Genomic DNA, 23,233 nt, shown 5'->3' on the forward strand with positions numbered 1-23,233 from the left:
GTTCAGGTCACTACCCGGTAGCACGGCTCGTATGGGCGGCCACCGGGCAACTTCATCCGGTGTTGCAGGACGAAGGCCTGTAACAGCTCATCCAGTGGTTTCATGATCGCCGGATCGCCATGGATCTCATAGCGGCCGAACTGCTCGATGCGGCGGATGCCATTGTCTTTGACGTTTCCTGCGACGATTCCGGAAAACGCCCGGCGCAGGTTCGCTGCCAGTTCATGCGGTGGTACGTCTCGGGTCAGCTGCAGGCTGGCCATGTTTTCATGGGTCGGGTCGAAGGGACGTTGGAAGCCTTCCTCGATCTTCAGCAGCCAGTTGAAGTGGAATGCATCGTTGCGTTCGCGGCGGAACTGTTTGACTGTTTTCAACCCCTCGACCATCTGACGAGCCACTTCGGCGGGGTCGTCGATGACGATCTGATAGTGGCGCTGGGCCTCCTCTCCGAGGGTCGCACCGACGAAATCACGCAACTGTTGCAGATAGGGCGCCGCGCTTTCCGGGCCGGTGAGGATGACCGGGAAGGGCACCTCACGGTTGTCCGGGTGCAACAGAATGCCCAGCAGATAGAGGAATTCTTCCGCCGTGCCGACGCCGCCGGGAAAGATGATGATGCCGTGCCCGACACGGACGAAGGCTTCCAGACGCTTTTCGATGTCCGGCAGGATCACCAGCTCATTGACGATCGGGTTCGGCGCCTCGGCGGCGATGATGCCCGGTTCGGTCAGCCCCAGGTATCGGCCAGCCAGAATGCGTTGTTTGGCATGGGCAATGGTCGCGCCCTTCATCGGGCCTTTCATGACCCCCGGGCCGCAGCCGGTGCAGACGTTCAGATTGCGCAGCCCCAGCTCATGGCCGACACGCTTGCTGTACTTGTATTCCTCGGTGCTGATCGAGTGCCCGCCCCAACACACCACCATGTTCGGCTCGACGCCCGGGCGCAACGTGCGGGCGTTGCGTAGCAGGTGAAAAACGTAATCGGTGATGCCCTGGGAGCTGCTCAGGTCGATACGTTGGCTGCCGAGCTCGCTTTCCGTGTACACGATGTCGCGCAGCGCACTGAAGAGCATTTCGCGGGTACTGGCGATCATCTCGCCATCGACGAAGGCATCGGCGGGCGCGTTGAGCAGTTCCAGGCGGACGCCGCGATCCTGCTGGTGGATGCGCACTTCGAAGTCGTCATAGGCCTCGAGGATAGTTTTGGCGTTATCGATACGCGCGCCGGTGTTGAGGATGGCCAGGGCGCACTGGCGGAACAGGGCGTAGGTGGTGCCGGAACTGGCTTCGCTCAGTTGTTGGACTTCCCGTTGCGACAGCGTTTCCAGACTGCCTTTGGGGCTTACCGAGGCATTGATTACGTAGCGTGAGGTCATTCGTTCTGTTCCCTGAAAACAATGCCACCGAGCCAGGCAGGTCAGGCGCATCAGGATGTGACGTGTCCGGGTTGGGCCCGGAGCGCGTAGTTATTCTGGTTCGACAGCGCGACGCCAGTGTTGATCGAAAGTCTGCATCCGCAGGCTGGGGCGAAAGCCGGTCATGTTACTTCGGCCGCGTCGACGAGCATGGGGACTTCTTGACGTCAGGGATATGGAAATGTTCCTTGCCCCTGCATGGCGAGCGCCGCTGCCGAAGACTACGACCGCAAACGGCGTCGTTCGTCTTCGCTCGAGCGGGATGCTTGAACTGTACCGTACTCGGGCGTCGCGCGGCGCTCTGCCCGGCGGAACCCTCTAGAGTGCGAACGGCAATACGCTGTGGCACTGCTGGCGGGCAGCGAGCAGATGGCGAAATTCGTCAGGATCCTTGATCAACACGGGCTGCCCGGCGAAGTTCTGTGCGGCGATCAGACGCGAAAGCCAAAAGCGCACGCAGGCCACGCGCAGCATCGGTTTCCATAACTCGGCTTCGGCCGGGGTGAACCGGCGCAGGCTGGAGTAGGCGGCCAACAGCGCCAGGCTGCGCTCCTCGTCGAGTTCACCGTTGGGATGGGAGCACCAGTCGTTCACCGTGATGGCGATGTCATAGAGCATCGGGCCGGCGCAAGCATTGTAGAAGTCGATCACGCCGCTCAGGTGGTTGCCCTCGAACAGTACGTTGTCGCGGAACAAGTCGGCGTGCAGGTTGGCGCGGGGCAGGGTGAGGATCTTCGGTTTCAGCTCGGCGATTTCCGCCAGACCGTCGCGCAGCAGCGGCAGTTGCTCCTCGGGCAGGGTCATGGCGAGGCTGGGGCCCTCTGCTTGCATCCAGTCCAGGCCGCGGTCGCTGCGACGTTCGATGATCTGCTCGCGGGTGGCCAAATGCAGTCGCGCCAGCAGCCGACCGACTTCGGCGCAGTGGTGCGCGTTGGGCGCGGTGACATGCTTGCCCGGCAGCCGCGGCTGCAGCATCGCCGGCTTCTCCGCCAGGCTGCGCAGGGCTTCGCCGCGTGCCGTGCGCAATGCGTAAGGCACCGGCAGGCGTGCCCGATGCAGCACGTCGAGTAGTTCGATGAAGAACGGCAAATCCTGGGTTGGGCCGCGTTCGACCAGGGTCAGGACATATTCACCCTGTTCCAGGCTAACGAAGAAATTGCTGTTCTCGCTGCCCGCGGCGATGCCCTCGAAGTCGCGCAGGCGCCCGAGTTGATAAGGCGCCAGAAAGACTTCCAGCTCTTCGCGTTGCAGCGGAGTGAATACCGACATGAATGGCCTTCCGTTAAACGTCTTTGCAGCGTTACCAGCTGAATATTTCCCAAGCGGGGATCAGCATATCCGGCTTGTCGGCGCGGATGAAATTGCTGTCGCCATCGGCGCGTACCAAGAAGTACGGCTTGCCGGTCTTGGGGATGATCTTCACAGCATAGAGGAAGCCGTTGACCCGATATTCCTCGACGGTCCGCTCACCTTCCTGGCGAATGGTCACATCGGGCTCGCCCTCGACGGGCTCCTGGGCGAAGCCGGTCAGCGGCATGAACGCCAACAGGCTGGCCAGCATCAGAGGTTTGATCGCGCGCATGATAACCTTGCCCTTTGTCGTCAAGTGGTCCGATGCATTCTAGCTGCGGTCCCGCCGAAAAGGTTGATCCTGCTCATGAGCCAAGCGCCCCTCGTTCTGGTGGACGGTTCGTCCTACCTCTATCGCGCCTTTCACGCCCTGCCTCCGTTGACCACATCCACCGGCAAGCCCACCGGTGCGGTGAAGGGCGTGCTGAACATGTTGCTGGCGCTGCGCCGGCAGTATCCGAACAGCCCGTTCGCGGTGGTCTTCGATGCCAAGGGGCCGACCTTCCGTGACACCCTGTTCGCCGAATACAAGTCCCATCGCCCGCCGATGCCGGATGACCTGCGCAGTCAGGTCGAGCCGCTGCATGCCAGCGTGCGTGCGCTGGGCATGCCGCTGTTGTGCGTCGACGGCGTCGAGGCCGACGACGTGATTGGAACACTGGCGCGCCAATGTGCGGCGCTGGGACGCGACGTGATCATCTCCACCGGCGACAAGGACATGGCGCAGCTGGTCTGCCCGCACGTCACCCTGGTCAATACCATGACCGGCAGCGTCTATGACATCGAGGGTGTGAGGACCAAGTTCGGCGTCGGCCCGGAGCTGATCATCGATTTCCTCGCGCTGATGGGCGACAAGGTCGACAACATCCCGGGCGTGCCCGGCGTTGGCGAGAAGACGGCTTGCGGGCTGCTTAATGGCATAGAGGGTGGTCTGAACGGCTTGTACGCGAACCTCGACAAGGTCTGCGACCTGCCGATCCGCGGCGCCAAATCCTTGGCTGCCAAGCTCGCAGAGCATCGCGACGCGGCGTTCATGTCCTACGAACTGGCGACGATCAAGATCGACGTACCGCTGGACGTACAAGTCGCCGATCTGATGCCGGGCGAGCCGCATCGCGAGGCGCTGATCGCGCTGTACCGTGAGCTGGAATTCAAGAACTGGCTCGATGAGTTGCTGCGCGAGGCCAAGGTCGCCGGCGAGAACTGCGAGGAGCAGCCGGAGGATTGTTCGATCCAGGCCGAGGCCCGCTACAGCACCGTGCTCGATCAGGTCGAATTCGACGGCTGGCTGGCGCGTCTGCAGGCCGCCGAGTGCTTCGCCTTCGACACCGAAACCACCAGCCTCGATGCGCAGAGGGCGCAACTGGTCGGCCTCTCCTTCGCAATCGAGGCGGGTGAGGCCGCCTACGTGCCGCTTTGCCACAGCTACATGGGCGTACCGCAGCAACTCGACCGCGATGCGGTGCTCGCCGCGCTCAAGCCGCTGCTGGAAGATCCGCACAAGTTGAAGATTTGCCAGCACGGCAAGTACGACATGAATGTACTGATGCATTACGGCGTGGAGATGCGCGGCATGTGTTTCGACACCATGCTCGAATCCTACGTGCTCGATGCCACGGCCACGCGCCACGACATGGACAGCCTGGCACTGAAGTATTTGGGTCGCGGCACCATCCGTTTCGAGGACATTGCCGGCAAGGGCGCCAAGCAGCTGACCTTCGATCAGATCGCCATCGAGCAGGCGGGCCCCTATGCCGCCGAGGATGCCGACGTCACTCTGCGCTTGCATCAGAACCTGCTCGGCAAGCTGGAAGCCACACCGTCGCTACTCAAGGTACTCAACGAGATCGAGATGCCGCTGGTGCCGGTGCTGGCGCGCATCGAGCGTAACGGTGCGCTGGTCGACGCGCAGTTGCTCGGCCAGCAAAGCGTCGAGCTGGGCGAACGCCTGGTACAGCTCGAGCGCGAAGCCTTCGAGATCGCCGGGGAGGAATTCAATCTCGGTTCTCCCAAACAGCTCTGCGCGATCCTTTATGAAAAGCTCGGCTGCCCGGTGCTGTCGAAAACGGCCGGCGGTCAGCCGTCGACCGCTGAAAGTGTGCTGGCCGAGCTGGCCGAGCGGGACTATCCGCTGCCCAAGGTCATCATGCAGCACCGCTCCTTGAGCAAGCTCAAGGGCACCTACACCGACAAGCTGCCGCAGCAGATCAACCCGCGCACCGGCCGCATCCACACCAGCTATCACCAGGCGGTGGCGGCAACCGGGCGGCTGTCCTCATCGGACCCGAACCTGCAGAACATCCCGATCCGCACCGCCGAGGGCCGGCGCATCCGCCAGGCCTTCATCGCTGCGCCCGGCTACAAGCTGCTGGCGGCCGACTATTCGCAGATCGAGCTGCGTATCATGGCCCATCTGGCCCAGGATGCCGGCTTGTTGTATGCCTTCCAGAACGACCTGGACGTGCACCGCGCCACCGCCGCAGAAGTCTTCGGCGTCGAGCTGGAACAGGTGACCAACGATCAGCGGCGCAGTGCCAAGGCGATCAATTTCGGCCTGATCTACGGCATGAGCGCCTTCGGCCTGGCCAAACAGATCGACGTCGCCCGCGGCGAGGCGCAGGCCTATATCGACCGCTACTTTGCGCGCTATCCCGGCGTGCTCGCTTACATGGAGCGCACCCGCGCCCAGGCGGCCGAGCAAGGCTATGTCGAGACCCTGTTCGGCCGTCGGCTGTATCTGCCGGAGATCAATTCGAAGAACGGCGCCATGCGCAAGGGCGCCGAGCGCACCGCGATCAATGCGCCGATGCAGGGCACGGCCGCCGACATCATCAAGCGCGCCATGATCAGCGTCGACAGCTGGCTGCAGGAGAGTGGGCTGGATGCGCGCGTCATCTTGCAGGTACACGATGAACTGGTGCTCGAAGTGCGCGAGGACTTGGTCGAGCAGGTGCGCGCGCAGATTTGTCCGCTGATGAGTCAGGCCGCCGAGCTGGACGTGCCGTTATTGGTCGAGGCAGGTGTGGGCAACAACTGGGACGAGGCGCATTGAACAACTCGCGCACCAATGGGGCCTGGGTATGACGTACTAGAGCGGCTGACCGGTAGTCGGAATATTTTCTTCAGTCCTGGTTGAACTTCGGAAGCAAACAGCCGGTCTGAGGCTACGAAGGGTGTGAAAGCCCTTCGATGCTCCTTGTTGTGTTAAGTGTTGGCAGATCTCTGGACCTCGCCCTAGCGGTCCGGATTTGGACCTCGAACTTCCCCCTCCCCCAACGAAGTTCGAGGTTTTTTTTCGTCCCGAGAAAAGTCGCGTGGACAGGTTGAGTCGCCTGGATGCATACAGGGTTTGAAGGCGTATGCCGATCCTGTCAGGGCAGTTGCAAGCCGCCACCGGCTTTGTGCAGGCGCCGCAAGTGGTCGCCGATCTGCACCAGGTTGGCCTCCACGTTCTCCAGCTCCATGCGACGTTCTTCGCCCAACAACAAGCGGACTTCTTCGTTCAGCGTCTCGGTGAGTTGCATGAGCTGCGCCTGGCGCTGGCTGCTTTCCTGCTCCAGTCGCTGCCACTCGCTGGCCTGCGGCAGCCCGTAACCGCCGTCGAGCAGTTGTGCCGGTTGGCTCAGATAGCCGCTGTTGGCGAGGATGCCTTGCAGGGTTTCATCGGCCTTGGCGAGGCTTGTATCACCCTGCTCGCGGCCGCCCAGGTAGCGCTTCTTGAGTTCCTCCTGCGCCAGGAGCAGGTGCTGTCGCAGCGCCGCCTGTTCGACCAGCAGCAGTGCCGCGCTGGCGCGCAGATCGGCCTTCGCGATCCATGGGCGACGCTGCTCGGCACGGAGCGCCAGCCATTGCTCGACATCTTCTTGCGGCAGTCCGAGACGTTCGCGAAGCACGGCGAACATCGCCTGGTAGCGATCGCGGTAGGAGTCGAAGCGATAGCCCAGGCGCAGCGCTTCGTACGGATCGTCGAGCACGCTGGCGTCGGCCAGGCCGCGATTGATCAGGATTTCCAACAGCCCGCTGGGCAGGATGCTGTCCAGCGCGGTGAGTTCCGGCCGTGCGGTGCCGCTGCGCAGCAGCTTGAGGGTTTCCACCGCGCAGTTGTTGGACAGGAAGTAATAATCGCCGTCGTAGCTCCAGTGCATCTCGGCGCTGCGTTCGACCAGCCTGTCGATCTCATCGCGCTCCAGTTTGAGCGGGATCGAGGCGAGGCTGCGTAGCTCGACCTTGGTGTATTCCTCGATCACCTGACCCAGCGGAAGAACGAACAGGCGTGACGGATAGACACCCGTCAGGCCATCCCAGCTGGACAGCTGCACGTCGCCGACAAAGGCGCGGAAGGACAGCACCAGGTGATGATCCAGATCCAGTCGGCAAGCCGGCCCGCGCGGACGACCGGGGGCGCAGATGACCAGGCGCAGCATGCTGTGGCCCCAACGGCTTACCCAGGCGTCATTGGCCTCGGCGAACAGGTAGTCGACCGCGTAGACCCGCTCCGGATTGAGCTTGATCAAGGGAGCTCGCGCGAAATCATGTCCGGCGTTGAGAATCGGCAGGCCGCCGTCGCAGGCCTGCACATCGGTCGGCTGCCAGCCGAAATGCTCGCGAAAATAGCGATGCAGGGAAGGCCGTCGGCAGGCGTAGCTGGGGTCGAGCAGGAAGTACTCCAGGTTCACCGCGACGAATTCAAGCGGGTTGGTCAGCTCGTAAGCATCGGGGCTGCGCGCTATTTGGGCGTTTTTCCGCTCGCGCTCGCCGTGCTGGCCGACACGCTGGGGCCAGCCGGCGAGGTCGAGCAGACGTGGATCATCGCTGAGGGTGAAGCGGCGTTCGGTTTGCCCGCGGCAGCGGTCCGGCAACCCGACCAGGCCGAGGCTGGCGGCGCGTTGGCTGCAGAAGGCTAATTGCGCATGGCGTTCGGACGACCAGAGCCGAGCACGATCATAGAGGTGCCCGACTTCGTGAATCAGTGTCGCCAACAGTTCTCTGCGAACGGTGCCGTGGGGGCGGTCGGTACGTTGTGTGGCGGCGGAACCATCGGTCAGGGAGGGCAGCAGGCGTCGGTTGAGCAGTAGCAGATCGCCTCCCGCGCTGCCATATACCTGGTGCGTCAGACCGTCGTGCCAACGCACACGCACCTCACGATCAAGCCGTTCGACCAACCTCGGCGGCAGCGCCGCCGTGGCTTCGTCGAGTAATTGCTGGCTGGCTGCGCGTTCGGCCGGCTGCAGCTCGTTGTCGTCGAGGGTCAGGTGCAGATCGGCGTGACACAGGTTGGCTAGCGCCATGAGCGCAACATAGGCCAGCCAGGCGCGAACTGGTTTCACTGCGAGAGAATGAGTTCAGCCAGGGCCTGATCGCTGGCTTGCCGGGCTTCCGGAAATGCACTGCGCAGCCCACCGAAAGCAGCTTCCAGGCGTGCACCACGAATTTCACCTGCACTGGCGACGAAGCCGGCGGCTTCGTCACGGGCTTCGCTGACGACTTTCATATCGCTGATGCGGCTGGTGACATCCGAGGTGAAGTTGATGCTGCGGTCCAGCGCATTGATCACGATGTTGCTGGTGGCGACCAGCGTTTGGGCCTGGACGCCACTGGCGAGTAGGGTCAGTGCGAGGGGCGCGGCGAACAGCTTCAATTTCATGTAGGTTCTCGTGAAAGCGGGTGGCTATTGGATGAGGATTGCTTCGGCCAGTTCCAGATCGCTTGCTGCCAGCTGCGGCTGTTGCCGGTGGAGCCAACGCAATGCCGCTTCCAGCCGCGCGCCGCGGACCTCACCCTGGCTGGCGACGAAGCGGGCCGCGTCATCGCGCGAGTCGAGGATCAGCTTGTTATCGAATGGGGCGCTGGTTACCTGGCTGGCAACGTAGCTGAAGGCGACGGTGCCAGCGATAGTGCTGTCGAATGCCTGCGCAGTCCCGCAGAAGGCGCAGCTGGCCAATACAAGATAGAACGAACGCATGTTGATCCCGGTGCCGAAAAACAGCCGCATAGGCTAGCGAAACGCCAGCCTGACGGCCAGCGCTGCGGCCCGGGTTTAATGGGGTGGGTCAGAGCGCCAGGATAGCGTTGGCCAGTTCCAGATCGCTGGCACTCAGGCCTGGCGCCTGGCTGCGGATATGGCCCAGCGCGGCCTCGAGCTGGGCTCCACGCGCTTTGCCATCGCTGGCAACGAAGCGGGCCGCATCGTCGCGGGCGTCGAGCACCAGCTTGTCGTCACCCAGGTTTGAGGTGAAGTCGGAGGTGCCTTCGACGCTATTGACCAACGAGGCACCGATGGCATCGACCGTCCCCGTGATACTTCCGGCCGAGGCGGTTCCCGCAACCAGGCAAGCAACGGCGGCGACAGACAATAGATACTTGTTCATAGACTTCTCCAGGCTAGACGCGGCTTCCCGCCGATAGCGGCTTGGACCGCCGACGGGTGGTGCCGTTCAGCTTAGGTTGCAGGATCTTGCCTGGGAAGTGCGATGTCAGCGCCAAAATGGTTTTTCCAGCTCGGCCATGCGCTCACTGCGGCTGATGCCGATGTCCGACAACTGGTGCTCATCCAGCGCGGCCAGCTGACGTCGGGTGCGGGCCCGTCGATGCCACAGGTGCAGCAATTCAACCAGTCGACGCAGCGATAGCGAGCCAGTACCGAGCCTGAGCGTGCGGGGCAGTACGCGTTCCATCTGCCTTCTCCTTCCCGCCGATTCGCGGGGGTGGGGTATGGGTAGATAGGGTCGCGTGCTGCGCTGTTACGTAACAGTCACAGGGACTGTGAATTGTGCCGGTTCAGTTGTCAGGGGTGATCAACTGTACCGCTGTTTCGCCGACGAAACTGTTTGGCCCGACTCAGCGCTGGGCGGACGAGGCGCTGAGCATTTCGATCGGACGAACCTCGAAATCGCGGCTAAGGAAATCCATACGCTGCTCACGGAAGTTGCGCATATGCGGCAGCGCATTGTGCGCCGCCAGATGCTCAGGTGACTGCCAGACCTCGAAGAAAATGAACAGGGTCGGGTCCTGCGCGTCGCGCAGCATGTGGTACTCGACGCAGCCGTCCTCGGCCCGGCTTGCGGCAACGTAGCGGTTGAACAGCGCTTCGAATTCGGCCGATTTTTCCGGTCGGGTGTAGGCGTGAAGGATAAAGGCGCAACGTTCGCTCATGGGGCTTGCTCCGCTGATGGGTGTAAACAGCCTAAGGCATTAACGGGTCGCTGATTCGTGACTTTCAGTCAACACGCTTTTGCTTGCAGCGCTCTGTTTTGCCGCGCGGGCGGTCGTTAGGCTGCCCGCCATTCTCATTTGCTGGATACGCCTTCCATGAAAAAAATCCTGCTCCTCAACGGTGCCAAACAGTTCGCCCATTCCGATGGTCGCTACAACACCACGCTTCACGAAACCGCCTTGCGGTTTCTCGACCGTGCCGGCTTCGACGTCAAGCAAACCCAAATAGACGCGGGTTACGACCTGGCCGAAGAAGTCGCCAAGTTTCTCTGGGCGGACGTGATCATCTATCAGATGCCCGGCTGGTGGATGGGCGCGCCCTGGACGGTGAAGCAATACCTCGACGAGGTATTCACCGAGGGCCACGGCAGCCTCTACGCCAACGACGGGCGCACGCGTTCCGATGCCTCGCAGAAGTACGGCAGCGGCGGGCTGTTGCAGGGCAAGCAGTACATGATTTCGGCGACCTGGAACGCGCCGCAGCAGGCCTTCGACGATCCGACGGACTTCTTCGAAGGCAAGGGGGTGGATGCCGTCTACTTCCCCTTCCACAAGGCCAACGAATTTCTCGGCATGACAGGCCTGCCGACCTTCCTCTGTGTGGATGTCATGAAGCGACCCTCGATCGAGGCCGACATCCAGCGTTACGAAGCGCACCTGGCGCGGGTATTCGGCGGCTGATCGGGCAAGAAAAAGCCCCTCGCGGCCGGGCCGGGAGGGGCTTTGGTGTAGCGGTGTCGCTTATTCCACGGCCTTGACCATGTCCTCGACGACCTTCTTGGCATCGCCGAAGACCATCATGGTCTTGTCCATGTAGAACAGTTCGTTGTCGAGGCCCGCATAACCGCTGGCCATGGAGCGCTTGTTAACGATGACCGTCTTGGCCTTGTAGGCCTCGAGGATCGGCATCCCGGCGATGGGCGACTTCGGATCGTTCTTCGCCGCCGGGTTGACCACGTCGTTGGCGCCGAGCACCAGCACCACGTCGGCCTGGCCGAACTCGGAGTTGATGTCTTCCATCTCGAAGACCTGCTCGTACGGCACTTCGGCCTCGGCCAGCAGCACGTTCATGTGGCCGGGCATACGGCCGGCAACCGGGTGGATCGCGTACTTCACGGTCACGCCCATATGGGTCAGCTTCTCGGCCAGCTCCATCAGTGCATGCTGCGCGCGAGCCACCGCCAGGCCGTAGCCAGGAACGATGATCACGGTGTCGGCGTTCGACAGCAGGAAGGCGGCGTCATCGCTGGAACCGGATTTGACCGGACGCTGTTCCTGGCTGCCCTTGGCCGGGCCGGCATCGGCATCGGCGCCGAAGCCACCGAGGATGACGTTGAAGAACGAACGGTTCATCGCCTTGCACATGATGTACGAGAGGATCGCGCCGCTCGAACCCACCAGGGAGCCGGCGATGATCAGCATCGAGTTGTTCAGCGAGAAGCCGATACCGGCCGCCGCCCAGCCCGAGTAGCTGTTGAGCATCGAGACCACCACTGGCATGTCGGCGCCGCCGATGGGGATGATGATCAGCACGCCGATCACGAAGGCCAGCGCCACCAGGATCATGAACGCGGTGAAGTTGCCGCTGAAGGTGTAGATCAGACCCAGTACCAGAATCGCCACGCCCACGGCGAGGTTGATCTTGTGCTGGTTGGGGAACACCACCGGCGCGCCTTGGAACAGCCGGAATTTGTACTTGCCCGACAGCTTGCCGAAGGCGATCACCGAACCGGAGAAGGTGATGGCGCCGATGGCTGCGCCGAGGAACAGCTCCAGGCGGTTACCGGCCGGGATCGGATAGCCGATGGCCTGGACGATACCCAGCGATTGCGGTTCGAGCACCGCAGCGATGGCGATGAATACCGCGGCCAGACCGATCATGCTGTGCATGAAGGCAACCAGCTCGGGCATCTTGGTCATCTCGACGCGCTTGGCCATCAGTGTACCGATGCTGCCGCCGATCAGCAGGCCGAGGACGATAAAGCCCAGACCGCTCCAGGGGCTGGCGCTTTCGACCAGCTGCGCGCCGAGTTTGAACACCAGGAACACCGTGGTGACCACGGCGATGCCCATGCCGATCATGCCGAACAGGTTGCCGCGGCGTGAGGTGGTCGGGTGCGACAGGCCTTTCAAGGCCTGGATGAAGCTCACCGAGGCGATGAGGTAGAGCAGGGTGATCAGGTTCATGCTCATGGCTTGGACTCCGCCTTAGCGCCAGCGCGCTCCTTCTTCTTGAACATTTCCAGCATGCGACGGGTGACCAGGAAGCCACCGAAGACGTTGACCGCGGCCAGGGTCACCGCCAGGGTGCCCATCAGCTTGCCCATCGGCGTGACGGTCAGGGCGGCGGCGAGCATGGCGCCAACGATGACAATCGCCGAAATGGCGTTGGTGACCGCCATCAGCGGGGTATGCAGCGCGGGGGTGACGTTCCAGACCACGTGGTAGCCGACGTAAATCGCCAGCACGAAGATGATCAGGTTGTAGATGCCATCAGATATCAGGTCCATTCTTTAGGGCTCCCTTAACCGTTGGTGCGCACGACCTGGCCGTCGCGGCACATCAGGCACGCGGCGACGATGTCGTCTTCAAGATTGAGCTGGAACTTGGCTTCGCCATCGATCACCAGCTTGAGGAAGTCCAGCAGGTTGCGTGCGTATAGCGCCGATGCATCCGCCGGCACGAGGGTCGCCAGGTTGGTGTAGCCAACCAGGGTCACGCCGTGCTTGACCACCACCTGATCGGCTTCGGTCAATGGACAGTTGCCGCCCTGAGAAGCGGCGAGGTCGATTACCACCGAGCCGGGCTTCATCTGCTGCACGGTTTCTTCCTGCAACAGCGTCGGCGCCTTGCGGCCCGGGATCAGCGCGGTGGTGATAATGATGTCGGCCTGCTTGGCACGCTCGTGCACGGCTTGAGCCTGACGTGTCATCCAGGACGCGGGCATTGGACGGGCATAGCCGCCAACGCCTTCGGCGCATTCGCGCTCTTCGTCGGTCTCGAACGGCACGTCGACGAACTTGGCGCCGAGCGATTCGATCTGCTCTTTCACCGCCGGGCGTACGTCCGAGGCTTCGATCACCGCGCCCAGGCGCTTGGCCGTGGCGATGGCCTGCAGACCGGCCACACCGGCGCCAAGGATCAACACCCGTGCGGCCTTCACCGTACCAGCAGCGGTCATCAGCATCGGCATGAAGCGCGGATACTGGTTGGCGGCGACCATTACGGCCTTGTAACCGGCGATGTTGGCCTGCGACGAAAGCACGTCGAGGCTCTGTGCACGCGAGGTGCGCGGCGCCGCTTCCAGAGCGAAGGCGGTGATGCCGCGTGCGGCCATGCGCGCGATGTTTTCATTGTCGAAGGGATTGAGCATGCCGACCAGAACCGTACTCGGCTGCATCTGCGCCAGTTCGGTTTCGCTCGGTGCGTTCACCTTCAGCAGGATCTCTGCTGCGAACGCCGCAGCGGCATCGGCGATGGTAGCGCCTGCCGCCTCGAAGGCACTGTCCGGGATGCTGGCCTGTACGCCAGCCCCGCTCTGCACCGTCACCCGATGCCCTTGCCCGATCAGCTTCTTGATGGTTTCCGGTGTCGCGGCGACGCGCGTCTCACCGGGCCTGGTTTCGAGAGGAACACCAATGTGCATTGTTCTTGTTCTCCTGCTTGATCGTTACCTGCGGGCTGTCCGGTCATCCGGCTGTTCGCACCGCGGGTGGTACTTTTCGCCCGGCCACTACGGGTGGCGGCCGGGTGTGGATCGGCTAACGGGCCCCTGCACTGCTGGTCGGGCCTGTTGCGGCGCGGCATTCTGCAATCGCCGCAAAAATCAAACAACTGTTTTAATCGGAACGCCAATGCGCCGCTTCGTTCACGACGTGACCGTTAGGTTGCTTTGTACCGCTGCAGGCAGCGTCCGTATTGGATTCGACCTTCGTATAAGGTTCCATGGCGAATATGCACGGCGCAATCATGAATGACCGCCCATAGATGCGGTATTCGCCCGCAGCCTTGGCTATATTCGACCTTGGTGCCGGTTTGCCGAGGGGCCTGTAATGCGCTGATGAAAAACTGTCAGAGGTTTGCAATGTCATGCATTCCTTGTAGTCCAAAGCGGTTGGTCGCGCTGGCTTCAGCGCGACCTGCTCATAGCTTTTTCCGAGGATCGATACTGCATGGCCGAACTGGACGTGAACGAGATGACCGCGCTGCTGGAGGAGCCGGTCCAGCGGCGCCTGCCATTTGCCTTCGCCCGGCGCCATGGTGTGATCTTGCTGGATCGCCCCGAAGGCTTGCGCCTGTGTGCACGTGAAGGCGCCCCGTTGACCGCCTTGCAGGAAGCGCAGCGCATCGCGGGTGGCCCGCTGGCCATGCAGTGGTTGGCGCAGGATGAATTCGAGCAGGCCTTGAGCGCGGCCTACCAGCACGACTCCTCGGCGGCGATGCTGATGGTCGAGGGCCTGGGTGACGAGATGGACCTGCACAGCCTGGCCGATCAGATCCAGGAAACCGAAGACTTGCTGGAGCAGGAGGACGATGCGCCGATCATCCGCCTGATCAACGCCATTCTCGGCGAAGCGATCAAGGAAAACGCCTCGGACATCCATGTCGAGACCTTCGAGAAGCGTCTGGTGATCCGCTTCCGCATCGACGGCATTCTTCGCGAAGTGGTGCAACCCAAGCGCGAGTTGGCGGCGCTGCTGGTCTCACGGATCAAGGTCATGGCGCGGCTGGATATCGCCGAGAAGCGCATCCCTCAGGACGGCCGGATTTCCCTGCGGGTCGGAGGCCGCGAAGTCGATATCCGTGTCTCGACGTTGCCTTCGGCCAATGGTGAACGGGTGGTATTACGTCTGCTCGACAAGCAGGCAGGGCGCCTCACGTTGCGCCATCTGGGCATGAGCGATCGCGACCGTAAAGTGATGGAGCAGGCCGTGCAGAAGCCGCACGGCATCATTCTCGTCACCGGCCCGACCGGCTCGGGCAAGACCACCACGCTTTACGCCAGCCTGGTCACGCTCAACGACCGCTCGCGCAACATCCTCACCGTCGAGGACCCGATCGAATACAACCTCGAAGGCATCGGCCAGACCCAGGTCAACACCAAGGTCGACATGACCTTCGCCCGCGGGTTGCGCGCGATTTTGCGCCAGGATCCGGATGTGGTGATGGTCGGTGAGATCCGCGACCAGGAGACCGCTGACATGGCTGTGCAGGCGTCGCTGACCGGCCACCTGGTACTGTCGACGCTGCACACCAACAGCGCCATCGGTGCGGTGACACGCCTGGTGGACATGGGCGTGGAACCCTTCCTGATTTCCTCGTCGCTGCTCGGCGTGCTGGCCCAACGCCTCGTGCGCGTGCTGTGTAATGACTGCAAACGCGCCTACGTCGCCGACGAGGCCGAATGTGCACTGTTCGGCCTCGATCCGAGCGAGGCGCCGACGCTCTATCACGCTGAGGGTTGCGACGTCTGCCGGCAGCTGGGCTACCGTGGGCGGACCGGCATCTACGAACTGGTGATGTTCGACGACGCCCTGCGCAGCATGATCCACACCCGCGCACCCGAGCAGGACATGCTCCGCCACGCCCGCCGACTGGGCCCAAGTATTCGCGAGGACGGCTTGCGCAAGGTGCGCGAAGGCGTGACCACCATCGAAGAAGTGCTGCGCGTCACGCGAGAGGAGTAACGGATGAGCTGTACCGCTACAGGGACCGTTAGGGCCATGCAGGCCTGCAGACTCGGCGGAGGCCGTGGCTGATGGCGGCGTTCGAATATGTCGCACTCGACCCGCGCGGCCGCGAGCAGAAGGGCCTGATCGAGGCGGACAGCGCGCGGCAGGCTCGGCAGCTGTTGCGCGAGAAGCAGTGGTCGCCGTTGGAGGTCAAACAGGCCAAGGCCAAGGAAGACACCACTGGCGGTGGCTTCGGCTTTGGGCGTGGGCTTTCGGCTCGTGATCTGGCGTTGGTGACCCGCCAGCTCGCCACGCTGGTCCAAGCCGCGCTGCCCATCGAGGAGGCCCTGCGCGCCACGGCGGCGCAGTCGACCTCGCAGAAGATCAAATCGATGCTGCTGGCGGTGCGCGCCCGAGTAATGGAGGGTCACAGTCTGGCGGGCTCGCTGCGCGAATATCCTTCGGCCTTTCCCGAGCTGTACCGAGCCACTGTTGCAGCGGGCGAGCATGCTGGACATCTGGGTCTGGTGCTCGATCAGCTGGCCGACTACACCGACCAGCGCCAGCAGTCGCGACAGAAGATCCAGCTGGCGCTGCTGTATCCGGTGATTCTGCTGGTGGCTTCGCTGGCCATCGTGGTGCTGCTGCTGGGCTATGTGGTGCCGGACGTGGTGAAGGTCTTCGTCAATACCGGACAGCAGCTGCCGGCGTTGACGACCGGGCTGATCGCCGTGAGCGAAGTGGTGCAACGCTGGGGTTGGCTGATGCTCATCGGAATCGTTGCGGGAGGCCTGGCGATGCGGCAGGCGCTGCGTGACGAAAAGATCAAGCGGCGCTGGCATGCTTTCATCTTGCGCATTCCATTGGTGGGGCGTCTGGCGCGGGCGACCAATACGGCGCGCTTCGCCTCGACCCTGGCGATTCTCACCCGCAGCGGCGTACCGCTGGTGGACGCGCTGGGCATCGCCGCGGCGGTGATCGCCAACCTGCGCATCCGTGACAAGGTCATCGAGGCGGCGCAGCGGGTGCGTGAAGGTGGCAGCCTGACCCGCGCGCTGGATGCCACCGGCGAGTTCCCGCCGATGATGCTGCACATGATCGCCAGCGGCGAGAAATCCGGCGAGCTCGATCAGATGCTCGCGCGCACCGCGCGCAATCAGGAAAACGACCTGGCCGCGCAAATCTCGTTGCTGGTCGGTCTTTTCGAGCCCTTCATGCTGGTGTTCATGGGGGCTGTGGTATTGGTGATCGTTCTGGCGATCCTGCTGCCGATTCTTTCTCTCAATCAACTGGTGGGCTAGTGAGCATGACGTTGAACGACCGCAGACAGAGGGGCTTCACCCTCATTGAAATCATGGTGGTGGTGGTGATCCTCGGGATTCTCGCCGCACTGGTGGTGCCGCAGGTGATGAATCGCCCGGACCAGGCCAAGGTGACCGTGGCCAAAGGCGATATCAAGGCGATCAGCGCCGCCCTCGACATGTACAAGCTGGATAACTATTCCTATCCCAGCACCCAGCAAGGGCTGGACGCGCTGGTGGAAAAGCCCGGTGGCAATCCACAGCCGAAGAATTGGAATCGCGACGGCTACCTCAAGCGCGTGCCCAAGGACCCTTGGGGCAATGAATACCAATACCTGTCGCCGGGCACCCATGGCCAATTCGATCTGTATTCCTACGGCGCCGATGGCAAACAGGGCGGTTCTGAGCTGAACGCGGACATCGGTAGCTGGGATCTCTGATCGATGCGCCGGGCGCGCCGGAGCGGCGGCTTTACGCTGATCGAGCTGCTGGTGGTGATCGTCATCCTCGGCAGTCTGGTGGGCTTGGCGGTGCTGTCGATCGGCAACACCGGCTCTTCCCGTGAGGTCCGCGACGAAGCGCAGCGACTGGCGACGCTGATCGGTCTGATGGCCGACGAGGCCGTGCTCGACAGCCGTGAGTACGGCCTGTTGATCAGCCATGACGGCTACCGGGTCATGCATTACGACGAGGCTGAAGCACGTTGGCGTGATGCCGGAGATGACAAGGCGCACAAGGCCCCGGAGTGGATACGGCTGGAGCTGGAGCTCGATGGCGCACCCCTGAAGCTGGTGGCACCGGTCAAGCACGAGGACGACCCTATCGGCCTGTCCAAGGAGGGTGACCGCGAGCGCCGCCGTGCGCCTCGCGTGCAGCCGCAACTGTTGATCCTGTCCAGCGGCGAGCTTTCGCCCTTTACCCTGACCTTTTCCGATCAGCGACCGGACGGCACCGGCTGGGTCGTCTCCAGCGATGGCTTTCGTATGCCGCGTGCCGAACCGCAGGACGCGCGCCGATGAGTCGCACACTGCTGCGCTCGCGCGGCTTCACCTTGCTGGAAGTAATGGTGGCGCTGGCGATCTTCGCCATCGTCGCCGCGGTGGTGCTGACCGCCGCCGGACGCAGCGTGAACAATGCCGGGCGGCTGGAGGCGCTGACGCTGGCTGGCTGGATAGCCGACAACCGTCTCACCGAGCTGCAACTGCAACAGCCGGCGCCGAGCATCGGTCGCGAGGACCAACAATTGGAATTCGGCGGCCGCCAATGGCAGGTGCTCAGTGAGGTGGAAACCAGCGGAACGCCAGGCCTTTTGCGCATCCGCGTCTGGGTGGCGGCCGCTGAGCCACGCCGCAGCAATTCGGCGTCGATCGAACAGCGCGCCGTCACCAGCCTGACCGGTTTCGTCGGGGCCGAGCCATGACCAGCCGAGCGCGGAGGCGCCTAAGCGTGGCGGGTTTTACCTTGCTGGAATTGCTGATCGCCATCGCCCTGTTCGCGCTGCTGGGCCTGGCGACCTACCGCATGCTCGAAGCCGTATTGCGCAGCGACGAGGTGGTGCGCGCCCAGGAAACCGAACTGCGTGAGCTCGGTCGGGCGATGTGGCGGCTCGAGCAGGATCTGGTTCAGGCCGTGCCGCGTCCCGTGCGCGACGGTTACGGCGATGAGCAGAACGCCTTCGTCGGTCAGCTGTCGAGCTCCGAAGGCGGCGCTTCCCTGGAGTTGACCCGTAGCGGCTGGCGTAACCCCACCGGGATGCGTCGATCCAATCTGCAGCGGGTGCGCTGGCACCTCGCCGGTGACAGCCTGGAACGGCTCTACTGGATCGTGCTCGACCGCGATCTGGATAGCGCGCCACGGGTGCAGCGAGTGCTCGATGATGTGACCGAGCTGCGCCTGCGTTATCTGGACGCGGAAGGCGCCTGGCACGATGAATGGCCGCCGTTCGAGTTCGGTCGTGGTGACCCGGAGGAGCAGGCCCGGCGCTTGCCAGTGGCCGTCGAGGTGTCCTTCGATCATCAGCGCTACGGCACCATTACCCGCTTGCTGCGCCTGCCCGATGGCCCGGCGCCAGCGCCTCAGTTCATTCAGCCGGACTCCCAAGGAGTGCCCGAACCGGAAGCCGAGGATGAGCTGCAATGAAGACCCAGCGCGGCGTCGCCTTGATCACCGTGCTGTTGGTGGTGGCCATCGTCACCGTGGTCTGCGCCGGCATGATCGCTCGCCAGCAGCTGTCGATCCGTGGCACCGCCAACCAGGCGCAGGCGCGCCAGGCCTGGCATTACGCCCTTGGCGGAGAAGCCTTGGCGCGGTCGATCCTGCGCCGCGATTCGCAGACATCGGGCAACGGCACCGAACGACCCGCCATCGATCATCTGCTCGAGCCTTGGGCGTTGCCGCAGCCGGCCTACGACCTCGACGAAGGCCAGGGTCAGGTTCAGGTCCGCATCGAAGATCTGACGGGGCGCTTCAATCTCAACAGTCTGGTGCGCGAACAGCAGCCCAATGCCGCGGCGCTGGCGCAGTTCCGTCGGCTGCTGCTGCGCCTGCAGATCAGCGAACCCTACGCCGAGCGCCTGCTCGATTGGCTGGACAGCGATCAGCAGCCCAGTGGCGAGTTGGGCGCCGAAGACAATGCCTATCTGCTGCTCGATCCGCCCTACCGCACCGCGGGACGGCGTCTCGAAGATATCTCCGAGCTGCGCTTGCTGCTCGACATGCGCGATGAGGACTTCCAGCGCTTGGCGCCCTATGTCAGCGCACTGCCGGCGGATACCCCGTTGAACGTCAACACGGCCAGCGCCATGGTGCTGTCGAGTCTTGCCGACAGCCTCAGCCCGAGCGCCGCCGAAGCGCTGGTGCAGGCGCGTCAAGCCGGTGGCTTTCGCGATGTCGCGAGCTTCATGGCGCAACCGGCGCTTGGCGGTGTCAAATTGGAAAGCACCAGCGTCGCGGTGACGAGCCAGTTCTTTCAGGCCACCAGCGAGGTGCGTCTGGCTGACCGCCGGTTGGCATTGGTGAGCCGGCTGCGACGTGAGGACGACGGCGAAATCCGTGTCCTCCAGCGAAATCTGGGGCAACCGCCACGGCTGCTCCGTCCAACTAACAATGGAGAACGATAGCCGATGGACTGCCTGTTTCTGCCTGCCGATTGCGGCCCCCGGCTTGACGCGGACGCTCAAGTCTACTGGCTGCCGGGCGAGGGCGAAGGTGGCTGGATGCCGTTGGCCAGCTGTGCCGAGCAGGCACCGGTCGCGGTGACGCTGGTGCTGCCGGCCGAGGTCTGCAGCGCCTTCGCAGTCAACCTGCCGACGCGTAAGGCGCGCTGGATCAACCAGGCTCTGGCCTATGCCGTCGAAGAGCTGCTGGCCGAGAACGTCGATGATCTGCATCTGACCCACGGCGATGCGCTGGAAGACGGCCGGCGGCGGGTCATCGCGATCCGTCGACAGCTGCTGGCCGATTGGCTGGAGGATTTGCAGGCGCTGGGGCTGACAGTCGTTGCCATTCACGTCGATGCCGACCTTCTGCCCCGTGACGGCACCCAGCTGCTGTTCATCGATGGGCGCGCGCTGCTGGGAGGCGTTCCGGAAGCTCGGCTCGCCTTCGATAGCAGTCAGTGGCCGCACTTGGTCGCACAGTGTCCGATACCTCGTCATGGCCATGGCACCTTCAACGAGCCGCCCGAATCGCTCGATGATTACCAGCAATTGGACGATCCCTATCGCTTCCTTGCATCGGGACGCGCTGGCGCGCTGAACCTGGCTCAGGGTGACTTCGCCGTGCAGGCCGCCGGCAGCGGGCTGGGGCAGTGGAAGCCAGTGCTGCTGGTGCTCGCGTTGGTGCTGGCGGTGCAACTGATCTTCAATCTGGTCCAGGCCTGGACATTGGAACGGCAGGCGGAGCGTTACGCCGAAGCCAGCCGCGCGCTGTACAGCGAGCTGTTTCCGGAGGACCGGCGCATCGTCAACCTGCGTGCGCAGTTCGACGAACACATCGGCCAGAGCGCTGGTACCTCAACGGGCTTCATGCGATTGCTGGACGAAGTGGCGCAGGCGATGGCCGAAGGCTTTCCGGTGACGATCAGTCAGCTGGACTACAACCAGGCCCGCGGCGACCTCGCCCTGCAGGTTCGCGCCAGCGACTTCGCGGCGCTGGAACAGCTGCGTCAGCGCCTGGGCGAGACCGGCGAAAGCGTGCAGCTGGGCTCGGCCAGCCGTGACGGCGACGCCGTCAGCGCGCGAGTGGTGATTGGAGGCCGAGGATGAACCTGAAACAACAGATGCGCGTGCGCCTGGCCGAATCCCCGCTGTGGATACGCTGGCAGCGACTGCAGCCCCGCGAGCGCCTGTCGCTGACCCTGCTCGGGGCATTCCTGGCGGTGGTGCTGTTCTATCTGCTGCTCTGGCAACCGGCGCAGCAGCGCGTGCGTGACGCCCAGGCGTACTTTCAGCAGACACGCGAGTTGCACGCCTACCTGGAACAGAACACCGAACTGGCCCGGCAGATGTCTCGCAGCAAACCGGTTTCGCTGGCACCTGAACAGTTGCAGGGGTTAGTGACGCAGAGCGCGCAGCAAAGCGGTCTGACCCTCGAAAGCTTCGATATCGGCAATGACGGCAGCTTGCAGGTGACCTTGCCCGGAGCGTCCTATGGCACCTTGTTGCGCTGGTTCGATGAGTTGCAGGCGGCGGGTGCGAGCCTCGCCGAGGTCAGCATCAGTCAGGTCGGCGAGGGGTTGGTGGATGCGCGGGTGAGTTTCCGCGCGGGCGGCTAGATTGTCGTGCAGTGCTTGGGCGGGCTCGGTCGGTTCCGTAGGCACCGCCCAGCCTTCAGTGTGGCGACTGGACCTGCGTCGCCAAGGCACGTAACGCGGCTTCGGCCTCGAGCACCTTGTTTACCACGTCGTTGGCTTTCTCGCGGCTCAGTCCGAGGTGATCGAACAGTGTCTGCGGGATTTCGCTGTAAGGGCCGGAGCCGATGCCACGATTGCGCAGCAGATGTACCGCGAGGCAGACCAGATTGGCGTGACTGGCATGCTCGCCCTGATAGTTGGGGTCATGCTGGAAGCGCAACGCCGTGGAGAGCTCGTCCGGCATGCCCCAGTAGCGCATCAGCCAGGCGCCGATCTGTTCGCGAGTGATGCCCAGCAAGTGCTGCTCGATCACGCTGTGGCTGAGATGCGGATTGACCTCCAGGTGCCGGCAGATCAGCGAGAAGTGAGGTGGAAAGACGTGTGCGAGCACCAGATAGCCAAAATTATGTAGCAGACCGGCCAGGTAGCTGATCCCCGCCTCCGGGCGCTGGGTGCGTGGAATGGCCCGATTCAAGCCCTCGATCACCGCCGCGGTGTAGATCGACTGCTGCCAGTACGGCGTTGCCTGTTGCGGTTGATCATTGGGCAGACTCAGGGTTTTACCCAGCGCCAGACCCAGCGCCAGGTTGATCACCAGATCGAAACCGAGCACCCGCACGATGGCATCCTCCACCGAGCGAATCTTGCCCGGGGCCGCGTAGTACGGCGAAGCGGCCCAGCTGACCACCTGCGCGGCCAGCGCCGGATCGGTCTCGACCACACCGGTGATGTCATCCACCGTGGCGTCCGGGTCGACGCGCAACTTAATGATTTTCTGCGCCGTCTGTGCCAACGGTGGAATCTCGATGGTTTCTTCCAGACGCTTCTGAATCCGTCGTGCGGTAAAGCTCTGCACGGCTTGGCTAATTTCGGCGCGGTCCTCTTCGGGACGGTCGAGGTTGGGCTTGATCTGGCTCAGCGGCGCCGCGAACCGGCCAGCGCTGGCCTTGCTGAGCAGCGTCTTGAAGTCATTGCTGGACAGGGCCAGGAGCAGACCCGGCTGGCCGGATTCGACCAGCAGCTCCGGTTGCTGTAGCAGCCGTTCTTCATATAGGCATGGCGAACTGGTCAGCGGCGGCAGGCCGGGCAGTACCTTCAGGTCGTGCTTGGCCAGCATGCGCATGAGTCGATCGGGCTTGACGGCCACCAGCTGACGTCCGGTCAATTCAACCAGGGAGGGCAGATCGAGTAGATGATCGCGGGGGTACAGTACCAACAGCGCACCGATGGCGTCGTCGACCAGAACCGCCTGTACGCGACGGGCGGGGTCCAGATCCGAGTGGTCCTCGCAGATGCGATAAGGCAGTGCCAGCTTGTCCAACAGCTGGACAATCATTGGCGCGAGCGTGATTTCTTTTGTTGTGTCGACAGCCGAGTTCATGAGCAAGTGATCCGTCTTATTCCCATGCGGCGCAGTATAGCCTCATGATT

Annotated in this window: 24 protein-coding genes; 11 read left to right on the forward strand and 13 right to left on the reverse strand. The window is 63.2% G+C overall.

Annotated elements, in window-relative coordinates; all coding sequences use genetic code 11:
• Positions 1 to 2 precede the first annotated feature (2 nt).
• The 3 genes from ppnN to UF78_RS00640 form a co-directional block, all read right to left on the reverse strand.
• Entirely contained in the window at positions 3 to 1,376 is a 1,374-nt protein-coding gene (ppnN, locus tag UF78_RS00630) for a nucleotide 5'-monophosphate nucleosidase PpnN (protein WP_045160081.1), read from the reverse strand.
• A gap of 357 nt (positions 1,377 to 1,733) precedes the next feature.
• A complete protein-coding gene (locus UF78_RS00635; protein WP_045160082.1) occupies positions 1,734 to 2,684 on the reverse strand; it encodes a homoserine kinase in 951 nt (316 codons plus the stop codon).
• 31 nt (positions 2,685 to 2,715) lie between these two features.
• A complete protein-coding gene (locus UF78_RS00640; RefSeq protein ID WP_045160083.1) occupies positions 2,716 to 2,997 on the reverse strand; it encodes a DUF2782 domain-containing protein in 282 nt (93 codons plus the stop codon).
• Positions 2,998 to 3,072: 75 nt separating this feature from the next.
• On the opposite strand from UF78_RS00640, the gene polA reads away from it, so the two are divergent.
• Positions 3,073 to 5,817: a DNA polymerase I gene (gene polA, locus UF78_RS00645; protein ID WP_045160084.1), complete on the forward strand. Its 2,745-nt coding sequence runs from the start codon at positions 3,073 to 3,075 to the stop codon at positions 5,815 to 5,817.
• 319 nt (positions 5,818 to 6,136) lie between these two features.
• Here polA and UF78_RS00650 read toward each other — a convergent pair whose 3' ends face one another.
• The 6 genes from UF78_RS00650 to UF78_RS00675 form a co-directional block, all read right to left on the reverse strand.
• On the reverse strand, positions 6,137 to 8,053 hold the full coding sequence (locus UF78_RS00650; protein ID WP_045160119.1) for a DUF4105 domain-containing protein: 1,917 nt from the start codon (positions 8,051 to 8,053) through the stop codon (positions 6,137 to 6,139).
• Between the two features lie 35 nt (positions 8,054 to 8,088).
• Positions 8,089 to 8,409, reverse strand: coding sequence for a DUF2388 domain-containing protein (locus UF78_RS00655; RefSeq protein ID WP_045160085.1), 321 nt, complete (start codon positions 8,407 to 8,409; stop codon positions 8,089 to 8,091).
• 24 nt (positions 8,410 to 8,433) lie between these two features.
• Positions 8,434 to 8,727: a DUF2388 domain-containing protein gene (locus UF78_RS00660; RefSeq protein WP_045160120.1), complete on the reverse strand. Its 294-nt coding sequence runs from the start codon at positions 8,725 to 8,727 to the stop codon at positions 8,434 to 8,436.
• A gap of 88 nt (positions 8,728 to 8,815) precedes the next feature.
• Positions 8,816 to 9,133: a DUF2388 domain-containing protein gene (locus UF78_RS00665; RefSeq protein ID WP_045160086.1), complete on the reverse strand. Its 318-nt coding sequence runs from the start codon at positions 9,131 to 9,133 to the stop codon at positions 8,816 to 8,818.
• A 105-nt stretch (positions 9,134 to 9,238) separates the two neighbouring features.
• Positions 9,239 to 9,439 (reverse strand): DUF1127 domain-containing protein, encoded by a 201-nt coding sequence (locus tag UF78_RS00670; protein ID WP_045160087.1) that lies wholly within the window; start codon positions 9,437 to 9,439, stop codon positions 9,239 to 9,241.
• 163 nt (positions 9,440 to 9,602) lie between these two features.
• A complete protein-coding gene (locus tag UF78_RS00675) occupies positions 9,603 to 9,917 on the reverse strand; it encodes a putative quinol monooxygenase (RefSeq protein WP_045160088.1) in 315 nt (104 codons plus the stop codon).
• Between the two features lie 156 nt (positions 9,918 to 10,073).
• On the opposite strand from UF78_RS00675, the gene UF78_RS00680 reads away from it, so the two are divergent.
• Positions 10,074 to 10,658 (forward strand): NAD(P)H-dependent oxidoreductase, encoded by a 585-nt coding sequence (locus tag UF78_RS00680; RefSeq protein ID WP_045160089.1) that lies wholly within the window; start codon positions 10,074 to 10,076, stop codon positions 10,656 to 10,658.
• Positions 10,659 to 10,718: 60 nt separating this feature from the next.
• Here UF78_RS00680 and UF78_RS00685 read toward each other — a convergent pair whose 3' ends face one another.
• From UF78_RS00685 to UF78_RS00695, 3 genes are read right to left on the reverse strand one after another with little or no spacing between them, the layout of a single operon-like run.
• The gene (locus UF78_RS00685) at positions 10,719 to 12,170 is read right to left on the reverse strand and encodes an NAD(P)(+) transhydrogenase (Re/Si-specific) subunit beta (protein WP_045160090.1); all 1,452 of its coding nucleotides are present in this window, start codon (positions 12,168 to 12,170) and stop codon (positions 10,719 to 10,721) included.
• A complete protein-coding gene (locus UF78_RS00690) occupies positions 12,167 to 12,487 on the reverse strand; it encodes an NAD(P) transhydrogenase subunit alpha (RefSeq protein ID WP_014851051.1) in 321 nt (106 codons plus the stop codon). Before UF78_RS00690 ends, UF78_RS00685 begins: the two co-directional genes overlap by 4 nt.
• A 14-nt stretch (positions 12,488 to 12,501) precedes the next feature.
• Entirely contained in the window at positions 12,502 to 13,623 is a 1,122-nt protein-coding gene (locus tag UF78_RS00695) for a Re/Si-specific NAD(P)(+) transhydrogenase subunit alpha (RefSeq protein WP_045160092.1), read from the reverse strand.
• Between the two features lie 526 nt (positions 13,624 to 14,149).
• Here UF78_RS00695 and gspE point away from each other — a divergent pair.
• The 9 genes from gspE (at position 14,150) to UF78_RS00740 (ending at position 21,724) form a co-directional block, all read left to right on the forward strand.
• Complete coding sequence (gene gspE / locus UF78_RS00700; RefSeq protein ID WP_045160093.1) at positions 14,150 to 15,664, forward strand: type II secretion system ATPase GspE; 1,515 nt, start codon at positions 14,150 to 14,152, stop codon at positions 15,662 to 15,664.
• A gap of 71 nt (positions 15,665 to 15,735) precedes the next feature.
• A complete protein-coding gene (gene xcpS, locus UF78_RS00705; RefSeq protein WP_045160094.1) occupies positions 15,736 to 16,950 on the forward strand; it encodes a GspF family T2SS innner membrane protein variant XcpS in 1,215 nt (404 codons plus the stop codon).
• A gap of 5 nt (positions 16,951 to 16,955) precedes the next feature.
• Positions 16,956 to 17,390, forward strand: a complete 435-nt coding sequence (gene gspG, locus UF78_RS00710) for a type II secretion system major pseudopilin GspG (RefSeq protein WP_045160121.1) — start codon at positions 16,956 to 16,958, stop codon at positions 17,388 to 17,390.
• Positions 17,391 to 17,393: 3 nt separating this feature from the next.
• Positions 17,394 to 17,969 carry a type II secretion system minor pseudopilin GspH gene (gene gspH, locus UF78_RS00715; RefSeq protein WP_045160095.1) on the forward strand — a complete coding sequence of 192 codons (576 nt, stop codon included), beginning with the start codon at positions 17,394 to 17,396 and terminating at the stop codon, positions 17,967 to 17,969.
• Entirely contained in the window at positions 17,966 to 18,370 is a 405-nt protein-coding gene (gene gspI, locus UF78_RS00720; protein ID WP_045160096.1) for a type II secretion system minor pseudopilin GspI, read from the forward strand. Before gspH ends, gspI begins: the two co-directional genes overlap by 4 nt.
• Positions 18,367 to 19,089 carry a type II secretion system minor pseudopilin GspJ gene (gene gspJ, locus UF78_RS00725; protein ID WP_045160097.1) on the forward strand — a complete coding sequence of 241 codons (723 nt, stop codon included), beginning with the start codon at positions 18,367 to 18,369 and terminating at the stop codon, positions 19,087 to 19,089. Before gspI ends, gspJ begins: the two co-directional genes overlap by 4 nt.
• On the forward strand, positions 19,086 to 20,069 hold the full coding sequence (gene gspK, locus UF78_RS00730) for a type II secretion system minor pseudopilin GspK (RefSeq protein ID WP_045160099.1): 984 nt from the start codon (positions 19,086 to 19,088) through the stop codon (positions 20,067 to 20,069). Before gspJ ends, gspK begins: the two co-directional genes overlap by 4 nt.
• A 3-nt stretch (positions 20,070 to 20,072) precedes the next feature.
• Positions 20,073 to 21,215 carry a type II secretion system protein GspL gene (gene gspL / locus UF78_RS00735; RefSeq protein WP_045160100.1) on the forward strand — a complete coding sequence of 381 codons (1,143 nt, stop codon included), beginning with the start codon at positions 20,073 to 20,075 and terminating at the stop codon, positions 21,213 to 21,215.
• On the forward strand, positions 21,212 to 21,724 hold the full coding sequence (locus tag UF78_RS00740; RefSeq protein ID WP_045160101.1) for a type II secretion system protein M: 513 nt from the start codon (positions 21,212 to 21,214) through the stop codon (positions 21,722 to 21,724). The genes gspL and UF78_RS00740 overlap by 4 nt, the downstream gene beginning before the upstream one ends.
• A gap of 55 nt (positions 21,725 to 21,779) precedes the next feature.
• On the opposite strand, the gene UF78_RS00745 is transcribed toward UF78_RS00740, so the two are convergent.
• Positions 21,780 to 23,183 carry an aminoacyl-tRNA deacylase and HDOD domain-containing protein gene (locus tag UF78_RS00745; RefSeq protein ID WP_045160102.1) on the reverse strand — a complete coding sequence of 468 codons (1,404 nt, stop codon included), beginning with the start codon at positions 23,181 to 23,183 and terminating at the stop codon, positions 21,780 to 21,782.
• Between the last annotated feature and the right edge of the window lie 50 nt (positions 23,184 to 23,233).

The sequence above is a fragment of the Stutzerimonas stutzeri genome, from assembly GCF_000952685.1.
Lineage (GTDB): Bacteria > Pseudomonadota > Gammaproteobacteria > Pseudomonadales > Pseudomonadaceae > Stutzerimonas > Stutzerimonas stutzeri_E.